Annotated in this window: 15 protein-coding genes; 13 read left to right on the forward strand and 2 right to left on the reverse strand. The window is 56.4% G+C overall.

Translation table 11 applies throughout. The features are described 5' to 3' along the window. Positions 1–191: 191 nt before the first annotated feature. Complete coding sequence (locus HKX44_RS15445) at positions 192–740, reverse strand: hypothetical protein (RefSeq protein WP_276152268.1); 549 nt, start codon at positions 738–740, stop codon at positions 192–194. A gap of 253 nt (positions 741–993) precedes the next feature. Between HKX44_RS15445 and HKX44_RS15450 the strand changes: the two genes are divergently transcribed. From HKX44_RS15450 to HKX44_RS15495, 10 genes are all read left to right on the forward strand, one after another. Beyond that, positions 994–1,674 carry a CatB-related O-acetyltransferase gene (locus tag HKX44_RS15450; protein WP_276152269.1) on the forward strand — a complete coding sequence of 227 codons (681 nt, stop codon included), beginning with the start codon at positions 994–996 and terminating at the stop codon, positions 1,672–1,674. 219 nt (positions 1,675–1,893) lie between these two features. Next, positions 1,894–2,211 carry a 30S ribosomal protein S10 gene (gene rpsJ / locus HKX44_RS15455; RefSeq protein ID WP_011567658.1) on the forward strand — a complete coding sequence of 106 codons (318 nt, stop codon included), beginning with the start codon at positions 1,894–1,896 and terminating at the stop codon, positions 2,209–2,211. Positions 2,212–2,224: 13 nt separating this feature from the next. Continuing rightward, positions 2,225–2,959 carry a 50S ribosomal protein L3 gene (gene rplC / locus HKX44_RS15460; RefSeq protein WP_276152270.1) on the forward strand — a complete coding sequence of 245 codons (735 nt, stop codon included), beginning with the start codon at positions 2,225–2,227 and terminating at the stop codon, positions 2,957–2,959. After that, entirely contained in the window at positions 2,956–3,573 is a 618-nt protein-coding gene (gene rplD / locus HKX44_RS15465; protein WP_276152271.1) for a 50S ribosomal protein L4, read from the forward strand. The genes rplC and rplD overlap by 4 nt, the downstream gene beginning before the upstream one ends. Continuing rightward, positions 3,570–3,866, forward strand: a complete 297-nt coding sequence (locus HKX44_RS15470; protein WP_276152272.1) for a 50S ribosomal protein L23 — start codon at positions 3,570–3,572, stop codon at positions 3,864–3,866. The genes rplD and HKX44_RS15470 overlap by 4 nt, the downstream gene beginning before the upstream one ends. A 250-nt stretch (positions 3,867–4,116) precedes the next feature. Then, on the forward strand, positions 4,117–4,491 hold the full coding sequence (locus HKX44_RS15475) for a hypothetical protein (RefSeq protein WP_276152273.1): 375 nt from the start codon (positions 4,117–4,119) through the stop codon (positions 4,489–4,491). Next, entirely contained in the window at positions 4,491–5,210 is a 720-nt protein-coding gene (locus tag HKX44_RS15480) for a hypothetical protein (protein WP_276152274.1), read from the forward strand. Before HKX44_RS15475 ends, HKX44_RS15480 begins: the two co-directional genes overlap by 1 nt. Next, positions 5,207–6,082 carry a hypothetical protein gene (locus tag HKX44_RS15485; RefSeq protein WP_276152275.1) on the forward strand — a complete coding sequence of 292 codons (876 nt, stop codon included), beginning with the start codon at positions 5,207–5,209 and terminating at the stop codon, positions 6,080–6,082. The genes HKX44_RS15480 and HKX44_RS15485 overlap by 4 nt, the downstream gene beginning before the upstream one ends. A 209-nt stretch (positions 6,083–6,291) precedes the next feature. Beyond that, positions 6,292–6,498, forward strand: a complete 207-nt coding sequence (locus tag HKX44_RS15490; RefSeq protein WP_276152276.1) for a cold-shock protein — start codon at positions 6,292–6,294, stop codon at positions 6,496–6,498. A 130-nt stretch (positions 6,499–6,628) separates the two neighbouring features. Further along, positions 6,629–6,898 carry a WGR domain-containing protein gene (locus HKX44_RS15495; RefSeq protein ID WP_276153728.1) on the forward strand — a complete coding sequence of 90 codons (270 nt, stop codon included), beginning with the start codon at positions 6,629–6,631 and terminating at the stop codon, positions 6,896–6,898. A 52-nt stretch (positions 6,899–6,950) separates the two neighbouring features. On the opposite strand, the gene HKX44_RS15500 is transcribed toward HKX44_RS15495, so the two are convergent. Then, positions 6,951–7,709 carry a DeoR/GlpR family DNA-binding transcription regulator gene (locus HKX44_RS15500; protein WP_276152278.1) on the reverse strand — a complete coding sequence of 253 codons (759 nt, stop codon included), beginning with the start codon at positions 7,707–7,709 and terminating at the stop codon, positions 6,951–6,953. Between the two features lie 278 nt (positions 7,710–7,987). Here HKX44_RS15500 and glpD point away from each other — a divergent pair, with 278 nt between their 5' ends. From glpD to HKX44_RS15515, 3 genes are read left to right on the forward strand one after another with little or no spacing between them, the layout of a single operon-like run. Beyond that, positions 7,988–9,610, forward strand: coding sequence for a glycerol-3-phosphate dehydrogenase (gene glpD / locus HKX44_RS15505; RefSeq protein WP_276152279.1), 1,623 nt, complete (start codon positions 7,988–7,990; stop codon positions 9,608–9,610). Beyond that, entirely contained in the window at positions 9,610–10,698 is a 1,089-nt protein-coding gene (locus HKX44_RS15510; protein WP_276152280.1) for an ABC transporter ATP-binding protein, read from the forward strand. The genes glpD and HKX44_RS15510 overlap by 1 nt, the downstream gene beginning before the upstream one ends. 12 nt (positions 10,699–10,710) lie before the next feature. Beyond that, the gene (locus tag HKX44_RS15515; RefSeq protein ID WP_276152281.1) at positions 10,711–11,790 is read left to right on the forward strand and encodes an ABC transporter ATP-binding protein; all 1,080 of its coding nucleotides are present in this window, start codon (positions 10,711–10,713) and stop codon (positions 11,788–11,790) included. Position 11,791 lies beyond the last annotated feature (1 nt).

An 11,791-nucleotide genomic window follows, 5' to 3' on the forward strand; every position in this document is an offset into this window, starting at 1 on the left:
GGCGCGGGCGTTGTGTCCAAGATCACTGAGTAATCAACAGCGCCAATGCGTTGTTGACGGTGCCGGCAGCCGGTGCCGAAGAAAACAGAAGGCCGCTCCAAATGGGGCGGCCTTTTGCGTTGCGGGGCATGGGGCAGTGGCGGGGTGAACCCGGCCCTACGGCGGACGAGGGCGCTGCCCCTTCTTTCCTCTTACTGATAGAAGCGCCCGATCAGGCGAAAGACCTGATCGCCCTTATGGCCAGAGATGTGCCCATCGCCGGCATTGCCGCGTTCATCCAATTCAATTGTTCCGCCAAAGATGAAATTGCCGCCTGCGTCATACTCCTTGAAGGAGAAGCCGGTGGCCGTCGGTGTGGTAACCCGGGTTCTGATCTCGTGTCGTCCATCGGAAAACACGCGGCGGTATTGGCATTCGCCAGCGGTTCTTTTGCAATCATGCGGTCGGTAATCAATCGTCATGCCATCCGCGCGAACCCAGCGGAGGTAATTCCCGTGCCGGTCAAGAAAGGTTGTGAAAACCGGCGTGCCGTCAGGGGAGGGGCCACGGTAACTCTTGAGTACGTAAGCCTTGCCGCTTCGACCCGCAAAAACATGATGGATCGGTCCGCCCATGCTCTGATCGATGCTGAGATAGTCGCCGGGTGTCATCGATTGCGGCTTCCATCGGATATCCTGCGCTGAAACAGGTGCAGCGCATACCGCCGCCAGTAAGATGCTGCCCAGCAGGGATTTTATCATTTTTTCCGTCCTCATTTTCTTACGTAATACACTTTTTACGTTAGTCTAGCCTTCTAACATGGGCAACCGGGATGCAGGCAATCGGGGTGTCGGGGGGGGGTGGAATGCATGGGGGGCAGCAGCAGGATCACGGGCAGCGCGATGCTTGTCTGGTCGGTGTTCAACGCGTATAGGTTAAGGAGCAATGATGGAGGGTGACATGAACAAGACCGCGATCTGAGTATTTCCAAATTTCTCGATCAAAGGATCTTTCATGTCTGTTTCCAACAGGGTTCCCTTTGCGGCACCCAACACTGTGCATCCTATCATCTTGCCTGATGGCAGACCCTACAAAGGCACGGTATTTCTGAAACCCGCGGTAGATCATCCAAGGATGACGGTAGGGGAGTATACCTATGCCAGCGCATTTAATCCGCCTGAAGACTGGGCGGCCGGCCTCGCCCCTTATCTGTTTGATTTCAGCCCCGAACGCCTGAGCATTGGGAAGTTCTGCCAGATTGCAGATGGGGTTACTTTTGTCACTGCATCGGCGAACCATCGCTATGATGGCATTTCAAGCTTTCCCTTTGCCATCTTTGGTGGAGGCGAGAGGGAGGGCCGCCCGTCGATGCCAGCACCGGGTAAGGATACGGTTGTCGGACATGATGTCTGGATCGGGCAGGGGGCGAAGATCCTGCCGGGGGCGCAGATCGGCAACGGGGTGATCATCGGGGCCGGTGCGGTTGTCGCAGGCACCATTGCGGATTATGCAATTGTCGCTGGCAATCCAGCGCAAGAGATCAGGCGGCGGTTCCCGCAAGAGGACATCACCCGGCTGAACCGAATTGCATGGTGGGATTGGCCGATAGAGACCATTTTGGGTCATGAACATTTGATCATGGCGGGCGATGTGGCTGCTCTTGAGGCTGTCGCGCCAGCGGGCAAAGACGGCTAGCCGCCGCGCGGGATCAAGGGGGGGGGCGGGTGCGGGGGGTGAAAACCACGCAGCCGCCCGAAAACCCCTTTACCTCTCATGCGACTCCCCCTATAGGAGCCTTAACCAGACGGGGTGCGCAAGGCGTGCCCCGTTTGAGTTGTACTATGCGCGAAGAGGGTGCCGGATGAGCTGGCATCTTCCAATCCGCTAAAGCCCTGATTTAGGGATGATATATACATGGCACAAAGCCAAAATATCCGCATCCGGTTGAAGGCGTTTGACTACCGTGTGCTGGACACTTCCACACAAGAGATCGTCAACACCGCCAAGCGTACCGGCGCATCTGTTCGCGGCCCGATTCCGCTGCCGAACAAAATTGAAAAATTCACTGTTTTGCGTGGTCCACACGTAGACAAGAAATCCCGTGACCAATTCGAGATCCGCACGCACAAGCGTCTGCTGGATATCGTTGATCCGACTCCCCAGACCGTTGACGCGCTGATGAAGCTCGACCTCGCCGCTGGTGTGGACGTCGAGATCAAGCTGCAGTCGTAAGGAGGGCACCGTTATGTTGCGCTCAGGCGTTATTGCAAAAAAGTTGGGCATGACCCGGCTGTTCATGGAAGACGGCAAGCAGATTCCTGTAACCGTTCTTCACCTCGATAACCTTCAGGTTGTTGCACAGCGTACCATCGAAAAGGACGGCTATGTTGCTGTTCAGCTCGGTGCTGGTACCGCAAAGGCAAAACGCACGTCTCAGGCGATGCGCGGCCACTTTGCAGCAGCAAAGGTTGAACCCAAGCGGAAGGTTGCGGAATTCCGCATCGACGCGGATGCCATGCTGGACGTAGGCGAAGAGATCATCGCGGATCACTATTTCGCAGGTCAGTATGTCGACGTTGCGGGCACTTCTATCGGTAAAGGTTTTGCCGGTGCGATGAAGCGTCACAACTTTGGCGGTTTGCGCGCGACACACGGTGTTTCGATTTCACACCGTTCGCACGGTTCAACGGGTCAGTGTCAGGACCCCGGTAAGGTTTTCAAAGGCAAGAAAATGGCCGGTCACATGGGTGCAGCCCGCGTGACAACGCAGAACCTCGAGATCGTGAAAACCGATTCCGAGCGCGGCCTGATCATGGTCAAAGGCGCGGTTCCCGGCTCCAAAGGTGGTTGGGTGACTGTTAAGGACGCGGTGAAAAAGCCGTTCCCCGAGAACGCTGTTGTTCCTGCTGCTCTGAAATCAACGGCTGCTCCGGCGGCTGAAGCACCTGCGGAAGCTCCCGCAGAAGGTGGTGAAGCATGAAACTTGATGTCATCAAACTCGACGGCGCAAAGGCCGGATCGGTAGAACTGGACGAGGCCCTGTTTGGCCTTGAGCCACGTGCCGACATCCTGCACCGCGTTGTCCGCTGGCAGCGCAACAACGCGCAGGCCGGTACACACAAGGTCAAGACACGCTCCGAAGTGAGTTATTCAACCAAGAAGATTTATCGTCAGAAAGGTACCGGCGGCGCACGTCACGGTGCACGTTCTGCGCCGATCTTCCGCGGGGGTGGTGTTTATAAGGGTCCTGTTGTGCGTTCGCACGGTCACGACCTGACCAAAAAGTTCCGCAAGCTGGGTCTGCGTCACGCGTTGTCTGCAAAGGCAAAAGCGGGTGAGCTGGTTATTATCGAGGATGCAAACTCCGAAGGTAAGACCGCAGCACTGGCCAAGCAGGTTTCTAACCTGGGTTGGAAGCGGGCATTGATCATTGACGGTGCAACCGTGAATGAAAACTTCCTGCAAGCCGCGCGCAACATTGAAGGTTTGGACATCCTGCCGACAATGGGCGCTAACGTATATGATATCCTCAAGCGTGACACTCTGGTGATCACGAAGGCGGGCATCGAAGCATTGGAGGCCCGTTTGAAATGAGCGCCAAGCACACCCACTATGACGTGATCCGCAAGCCGATCATCACCGAAAAAGCGACCATGGCTTCCGAAGCCAATGCGGTTGTTTTTGAAGTGGCAATCGACAGCAACAAGCCGATGATCAAAGAAGCTGTTGAAGCGCTCTTTGGTGTTAAGGTGAAGGCCGTGAACACGACCATCACCAAAGGCAAGGTAAAGCGTTTCCGCGGCCAGATCGGCCGTCGCAAGGACGTGAAGAAAGCCTATGTGACGCTTGAAGAAGGCAACACAATCGACGTGTCCACAGGCCTCTAAGTCTGACGCGATTGAGAATTTGAAGGGCCCTCCGTGCAAACGGGGGGCCTTTTGCGTTGTTATAGTGCTCGACCTTAAACATGAACTCCCAATGCCCTGCCACGCTGCGCGTTCTCGGGACATCGGGGATACGAAATGCTTCAGGTTAAAGGCCGGGCACTTTAACTGGCGGGCACCCGCCGCTGCCGGTGTTGCCTTGCTTGCATCAGGCAGAGCGAGGGCTTACCCCTGAAAGGGCAGGTTGGGAGGGGTGACTGTCGTGTTGGTGATGACGCAAGGACAGATGTCTGCCGGACAGGAGGACGTGCGCAAGCAATTCGTTGAAAATCTGTCCGCTGAATTGGCGCAGAGATATGCGTTGCCGCTGGACGGAGCGCTGCGTTCTTTTGTCAGAGCGTGTCAGGTTGCAGGTTTGGACGTCGGTTTCGAGACAGACCGCCAGATTGCCGATTTTACCGAAGCGTGTTTTTTGACCCGAAATGCACTCCGCACGGATCCTGATTTCCTGGCATTGATGAAAAAGCCACTGATGCGGTCAGAGACCAAAGCCGCCGAGATGCTGCGCCGGTGGGTCTGGTCGCACCCCTCTTGGGTGCCTGATATTGCAAACCGGGAGGATGGTTGATGCCGCAAGACGCCGCAGGACAGGTTTATGCGCGCTGCCCGAACAACTGTGCAGAAGCCATGGCGATGGCCAACGCCGATGTCGATCTGATGCGCCGGATTTCCAACCCCATCCAGCGCAATATTGGCATCACACGGTCCTATCAGGAATTGGGCGAGGCGATGCCGAATAACTGGTGGGTGCGATTGGCGGGATACGTATCGGTGCAGGGGGGCTGTGCCATGCGCCGCACGCAAGCGTGGGATGCGCAAACCCTGGGCCGCGCGATTGTGAATCCAGAACAGGCCTTGGCGGCCTTGGGAGACGCCAATATTACGATTTTCGAAAGTGTCTTTCCGCCGAATAAGTTCATGCATGAATGTGGTTTCGCGCGGTTAAAGGAATGTGTGGAACGCGGCGAAATCGACGTAGACGAGGATATTATGCGGGGGTTGGAACAGATTGATCAGGGCAATTTGCAGGCCGGAGCTGATATTCTGGCCGAACATGAACAGGTCGATGTTGTGCAGCAAGTCTATGACCGCCATGCGGATGTGTTCGACGATCTTGGCACCGCCGAAGCGGTTATGCCGGGGGATCAGACCAGTATTCCGATCGCCGATCACTGCACTCGTGACAATCTGGTTTCGCTGGGCGACCTGGACATCGCCAACCCGCAGGACCGGGTCACCTACTATGGCCGGTTGATCAACCGGCTGAAGGAGCTGGAGGGGCATTGACGGGCCTGAAGAAATCCGCGGCTGTGTTTCTGATTGCCGCAGCTGCAACGACATTGATCTGGAGAAACGCGATGGACGATACACCGGTCACACCACGCGCACCCATGCAGGTGGGGATGCAGCTGCTGGAGCCAGTGGCCAGCCTGTTGGCGCGCAACAATGTGCCCTCATTTGTTGCGACGGTCGATGATCCCGAGACAGGGGACAGTGGCCGGTTCCTGCCAGTGGCCCGTGCAAATGCAGATGCGGTGGATGATCCTTCATCGATCACGCTGACCTATGCTGCGCCGGACTGCCCCCTGACCCTGCCAGCGGGGCGTCAGATGCAGATTTCCTTTGAGGGGCCGGTGGTCGATAGTGCCTATCTGATCTATCCGATGGAGCCGATGGATTGGGATGAAATGCAGTTGATGGTCGCGCAGACCACTGACATTTTTGCGCGGGCCGGTTGGACGGTAAAGCCACAACCACGTTTCGGCCCCCCCACCAAAATCCTGCACAGCATCACTTCGGCGCAGCTGAATAAGAAAACATATGGTACCAAAACGGTGCGCACCGGTGTCTGGCACCCTTGCGACACACCCTTTGTCGAGGCAATCGCCGAGGTGCGTCACCTGAATTCCGCGCCCTCAGGCGTGTCGATCCCGCCAGCCGGTGCCTCAGCGCCGCAGAACCACGACGCAGCTGATCGGTTCGTCATGCGGGTCAGTTTCAACATTGATCAGGATACATTGTCCCAAGAGATCAAGACCTTGCGGGATGCGCGCAGGTTTGAGGTGAAGGGCACCATTGAGGTCCCGATTGCAATGCGCCACTGGGTGGAGACCCCTGATTGGCGTCCTGAAAACTGGCAAGGTCGCTGGATCAAGTAACCGCCTGTGAACAGGGCGTCAGTAGGGAATGGCGTCGAGGATCGGCTTGCATGAAACCGCTTGCTAAGCTTTGACAAAAAGCGCATGTGGGCGCTGCGACGTTACTATATCTATCGGCATCACTGCTCCTTTCGGCACAGTCATTCGATCTTTTGAGGACTTAGCCGACCTGCCGCATCCTGCGGGCAGAAAACACAAGGAATATGACAATGGCCACTGGTACAGTCAAATGGTTCAACGCAACTAAAGGCTTCGGCTTTATCGCGCCCGATGGAGCCAGCAAAGATGTTTTCGTACACATTTCTGCGGTAGAACAAGCGGGCCTGACAGGTCTTTCCGATGATCAGAAAGTGACTTTCGACATCGAAGCAGGCCGTGACGGCCGCGAGAGCGCGACAAACATCCAGCTGGCATAAGCTGAGCGGCCTTCGGGCCGGTGATGTAGAGAATTGAAAAGGCGTAACAGTATGTTGCGCCTTTTTATGTGGAGGTGGCGAGGTATCCGGCGACTTTTTTCGGGAAATCCGCAGGTTGCTAAAGACAACAATGCTGCCGCTTGATAGTCTTGGGGATAACTTTTCTTGTGACGGCCCCGACTGTATGTATCTGACTCAAATGAACAAAGCTTCCACTGATCGCCGCTTTTACCGCATTGATCTGTTGCCGGGGCTATTTGGGGATTGGGCGCTGGTGCGTGAATGGGGCAAGGTTGGCCGCGCCGGTCAGACCCGCACCGACTGGTATCAGGATGAAGCGGAGGCCAAGGATGCCCGTTTTGCCTTGCATATGAAAAAGGCCAAAGTCGGCTACGATTAACACGGCAGGACACGCCGGATTATTCGCCAATGCTTAGGCCGGCCACGCTGCTTTAGGACGTCACAACCTGCGTGCCCCAGACGTCGCAACTTGTGGTCAGGGGTGCGGATAGTTTCCCATCGGTAAACAAGACATCAACATCGCTGAGCGAACAGATGGTCAGCGGGGCCTTACGGGTAAATTTGTGTTGGTCTGCCACGATCATCACCTTGCGTGATCGTCCGATGGCGGTGCTGCTGACCATGACCTCTTGTCCGTCGAAATCCAGCAAGTCCCCGTCAGCGTCAATTGCCGAACAGCCCAGAACGGAATAATCAAATTTGAACTGCTTGACCATGTCGACGGTCAGCCCGCCCACAATCCCACCATCGGCACGGCGCAGGACGCCACCCGCAAGAATGATTTCGCAACTGTGGTTCTGTGCAAGAATATTTGCGATATTCAGATTGTTGGTGACCACCAGCAGATTTTCATGGTCCAGCAACTCCTGCGCCACGGCTTCGGTACTGGTGCCGATGTTCATAAAGACCGATGCGCCGTCCGGGATGGCGCGCGCGCAGGCCTGCGCGATTGATTTCTTGCCCGCCTCATTCAGCCGGCGGCGTTCTTCGTAAACGATATTGACGACACCGGACGGGATCACCGCACCGCCATGCACCCGTTCAAGGCGCCCGCTCTGCGCCAGATCGGACAGATCACGACGGATGGTTTGCACGGTCACATCGTAAAACTCTGCCAGCCCGTCCACCGTGACCTTGCCGTCTCTGCGGGCCAGATCAAGGATTTCTTTCTGCCTGAAATTCGCGACCATCGTTTGCTCCCCGGCATCAATTTCTGCGCCCCCGTGGCTAAGGGAAGGCGCAGGTGTTTGCCGCTGTTATCAATCAACAGTCCGCCGAAATCGTCAAGGGCGTGATTCGTAAATGGGACATAAACGCGTTTGAATGCCCTGCTCTCGAAAAATAATTGATGGGGATTTCAATGAATTATACGAAAAGGAAAACAAACGAACATTCGTTATTGCCATGTAGGCTGTTGTGGTGTTGTTTTACGCAATGCCGGTGCCCACAAGGGAACGGTGCGACATGAATGCGGGGGGCTTCATTGGATCAGCGCAACAACAATGAAACTGTTGATCTGTTTGTCATCGGCGGTGGCATCAACGGATGCGGGATCGCGCGTGATGCGGCAGGCCGTGGTTTGCGCGTCGAGCTTGCCGAAATGAACGATTTGGCCTCTGCCACCTCGTCAGCATCGACCAAGCTGTTTCATGGTGGTTTACGCTATCTCGAATATTGGGAAATCCGCCTTGTGCGCGAGGCCCTGATCGAACGCGAGACATTGCTGCGGGCAATGCCGCACATCTCTTGGCCGATGCGGTTTGTGTTGCCCTATCACAAGGACATGCGGTTTGAGGGGGACACCCCAACCTCCAAAGTGTTGAGCTTTGTCATGCCCTGGATGCGCGGGCGCAGGCCGGCCTGGTTGGTTCGGTTGGGTTTGTTCATGTATGATAATCTGGGCGGGCGGAAGATCCTCAAGGGGACAACCTCGATCAGCCTGTCTGGCACACCCGAAGGCGCGCCGCTTCAGGATCGGTTTGAAAAAGCCTATGAATACTCCGACTGCTGGATCGAAGACAGCCGTCTGGTGGTGTTGAATGCCCGCGACGCCGAAGACCGTGGCGCGCGGATCAATGTGCGCACCAAGGTTGTTTCCGCCGAGCAGATCGCCGGCCAATGGCGGATCACACTTGAGGATAAAGACACAGGTGATCAGCGGGTCGTGACCGCCCGCATGTTGGTGAATGCCGGCGGCCCATGGGTCGAGGACGTCATTCGAAACACCGTAAGGATCAACGCAAGCGAAGGGGTGCGGCTGGTGCGGGGCAGTCACATCGTCACACACAAACTGTATGACCACGACAAATGTTATTTCTTTCAGGGCACCGACGGGCGGATCATTTTCACGATCCCTTATGAAAGTGATTTCACCCTGATCGGCACCACAGATGCAGAGCATCAGGATGTGAATGCAAAGCCGGTCTGCACGCCAGAAGAACAGGATTACCTAATTGATTTCGCATCGAAATACCTGAAGGCGGATGTTTCCAAGGATGATATCATCTGGACTTATTCCGGTGTCCGGCCGCTCTATGATGATGGTGCGACGTCGGCGACGGCAGCGACGCGCGACTATGTTCTGACGCTGGATCAATCCGCAGGGGCACCCATCCTGAACGTGTTTGGTGGCAAGATCACAACCTACCGCCGGCTTGCCGAAAGTGCGCTTGAAAAGATCGTGCCGTTCTTTTCGCAGGACGATAAGCCATGGACCGCCGGTGTCCCCTTGCCGGGCGGTGATTTCCCTGTTGATGGGGTGTCGGCGCTGATTGTCCAGATCAAGGGCCAGTACCCGTTTCTGGATGACCGCTGGGCCACGCGCCTGGTCAAAGCTTATGGGCGTGATGTTTTCGAGGTGCTGGGCGATGCCCAAACTGCAGAGGATTTGGGCCAGTGCTTCGGTGCCAATCTGACGGAGTTCGAGGTACTGTGGCTGGTCGAAAAGGAATTTGCCCGTTGTGCGGATGACATCCTTTGGCGCCGATCAAAACTGGGTCTGAGAATGACCGCACAAGAAGTCGAGTTGCTGGAGAAGTGGATGGCGCAAGCGCTGGCCATGCCCCGCCAAATAGAAAAAGGGAGGGCGTAATGTCACTTGTCCTTGAAAACGTGTCTACCGTCGTCAACGGCGAGACGCTGATCTATCCAACCAGTCTGGAACTGTCTTCCGGTACGATGAACGTACTGCTGGGGCCAACCTCGGCGGGGAAAACATCGCTGATGCGTCTGATGGCGGGGTTGGATGTGCCAAGCAGCGGGCGAATCTTTTGGGATGGCACGGATGTGACCGGTATGCGCGTGCAGGATCGCGGCGTTGCGATGGTGTATCAACAGTTCATCAACTATCCCTCGATGAGCGTCTATGACAACATCGCCAGCCCGATGCGCCTATTGGGCAAAACGGCCGACGAGATCGACAAAGCAGTGCGCGCGGCGGCGGACCTGATGAAGCTTTCCCCGTTTCTGGACCGTAAACCGCTGGAGCTTTCGGGGGGGCAGCAGCAGCGTTGCGCGCTGGCGCGGGCCTTGGTGAAAGATGCGGGGCTGGTGTTGCTGGATGAGCCATTGGCCAACCTTGACTATAAACTGCGCGAAGAGCTGCGCGCCGAAATTCCCAAAATCTTCGAAGAAGCGGGATCAATCTTTGTCTACGCCACTACAGAGCCGGAAGAGGCGCTGCTGTTGGGCGGCAATACCGCAGCGATGTGGGAAGGGCGGATCACCCAGTTTGACAAAACGCCAGTGGTGTATCGCCAGCCGGTCAACGCGACCACGGCGCGCGTGTTTTCTGATCCGCCGATGAATTTTCTGGAAGTGCGCAAATCGGGGGACCTGTTGTCCTTTGGTGATGGTCAAAGCGCGCCAGCAATCGGTGGTTTCGCGGCACTTGAGAATGGCACATTCCTTGCCGGGTTCCGTCCCAACCACCTTGAGCTGGAGCAACAGGCCATCGATGCAATGTCCTTCGAAGCGACGTTGCAGGTGACCGAGATCACCGGATCAGAAACTTTCGTGCATCTGGATCACCACGGCGAAAACTGGGTGGGCCTGATCCACGGTGTGAAACATCTGGAGATTGGCGCGCCGCTAAAGGTCTTCCTTGATCCGAAACATGTCTACATTTTTGCACAAGACGGCACTTCGGTTGCGCCAGCGTCTTATGCGACGGCGGCCTGAGGGAGAACGGTCATGGCGAAAATCACCCTCGATAATCTGGCACATTCCTATCTGCCAACTCCGAAAAGCGAAGACGATTTTGCGTTAAAGGAGCTAAATCACGATTGGGTGGACGGCGAAGCCTATGCGCTCTTGGGGGCGTCGGGCTGTGGTAAGTCCACGCTGCTCAACATCATTTCCGGTCTGCTGCACCCGTCGCAGGGGCGAATTCTGTTTAACGACCGTGATGTGACGGCGGCACCCACTACCGAGCGCAACATCGCGCAGGTTTTCCAGTTTCCGGTAGTCTATGACACGATGACGGTGCGTGACAATCTGGCGTTCCCACTGCGCAACCGGGGGGCAGATGCGACATATATCAAGGATCGCGTGCAACAGATTGCGGCGATGATCGGGATGGAAGACACGTTGGATCGCAAGGCGCGTGGTCTGACAGCGGATGCGAAACAGAAAATCTCGCTGGGCCGTGGCATGGTGCGCGAAGACGTGAACGCCCTGTTGTTTGACGAACCGTTGACGGTGATTGATCCGCATATGAAATGGGAGCTGCGCACACAGCTGAAATCCCTGCATCACGAATTTGGTCACACCATGATTTACGTGACCCATGACCAGACCGAGGCGCTGACTTTTGCTGATAAGGTGGTGGTCATGTATGATGGGCGCGTGGTGCAGATGGGCACGCCGCAGGAATTGTTCGAGACACCGGAACATACTTTTGTCGGCTATTTCATCGGCTCGCCCGGCATGAACGTGCTGCCCGCCGAGGTGAACGGTGACAAGGCGGTGCTGGCGGGTACCCAGATTGATCTGGGCAAGGGTTTTGGGACACCAACGGGCAAGGTTGAACTGGGCGTACGTCCAGAATTCACCGCGCTTGCCACGGGTGAACAGGGGCTGCCGGTCACGATCAAGCGGGTTGAAGACGTGGGCCGCCATAAGATCGTGCGCGCCGAGTTCAACGGCACAGAGGTGAATATCCTTGCGCCCGAAGGTGCCGAAATTTCGCCCGATATGAACCGCGTGGTTTTTGATCCGGCGGGTGTGAACGTTTATTCCGACAGCTGGCGCGTCGCGCCAAAGGGGGCCTGAT

The organism is Sulfitobacter sp. M05 (assembly GCF_029285175.1).
Lineage (GTDB): Bacteria > Pseudomonadota > Alphaproteobacteria > Rhodobacterales > Rhodobacteraceae > Sulfitobacter.

Bases quoted from the DNA above. Each gene is read 5' to 3' on its own strand.
- HKX44_RS15445 (WP_276152268.1), bottom strand. From the start codon at position 740: ATGATAAAATCCCTGCTGGGCAGCATCTTACTGGCGGCGGTATGCGCT.
- HKX44_RS15450 (WP_276152269.1), top strand. From the start codon at position 994: ATGTCTGTTTCCAACAGGGTTCCCTTTGCGGCACCCAACACTGTGCAT.
- rpsJ (WP_011567658.1), top strand. From the start codon at position 1,894: ATGGCACAAAGCCAAAATATCCGCATCCGGTTGAAGGCGTTTGACTAC.
- rplC (WP_276152270.1), top strand. From the start codon at position 2,225: ATGTTGCGCTCAGGCGTTATTGCAAAAAAGTTGGGCATGACCCGGCTG.
- rplD (WP_276152271.1), top strand. From the start codon at position 2,956: ATGAAACTTGATGTCATCAAACTCGACGGCGCAAAGGCCGGATCGGTA.
- HKX44_RS15470 (WP_276152272.1), top strand. From the start codon at position 3,570: ATGAGCGCCAAGCACACCCACTATGACGTGATCCGCAAGCCGATCATC.
- HKX44_RS15480 (WP_276152274.1), top strand. From the start codon at position 4,491: ATGCCGCAAGACGCCGCAGGACAGGTTTATGCGCGCTGCCCGAACAAC.
- HKX44_RS15490 (WP_276152276.1), top strand. From the start codon at position 6,292: ATGGCCACTGGTACAGTCAAATGGTTCAACGCAACTAAAGGCTTCGGC.
- HKX44_RS15495 (WP_276153728.1), top strand. From the start codon at position 6,629: ATGCTGCCGCTTGATAGTCTTGGGGATAACTTTTCTTGTGACGGCCCC.
- HKX44_RS15500 (WP_276152278.1), bottom strand. From the start codon at position 7,709: ATGGTCGCGAATTTCAGGCAGAAAGAAATCCTTGATCTGGCCCGCAGA.
- glpD (WP_276152279.1), top strand. From the start codon at position 7,988: ATGCGGGGGGCTTCATTGGATCAGCGCAACAACAATGAAACTGTTGAT.
- HKX44_RS15510 (WP_276152280.1), top strand. From the start codon at position 9,610: ATGTCACTTGTCCTTGAAAACGTGTCTACCGTCGTCAACGGCGAGACG.
- HKX44_RS15515 (WP_276152281.1), top strand. From the start codon at position 10,711: ATGGCGAAAATCACCCTCGATAATCTGGCACATTCCTATCTGCCAACT.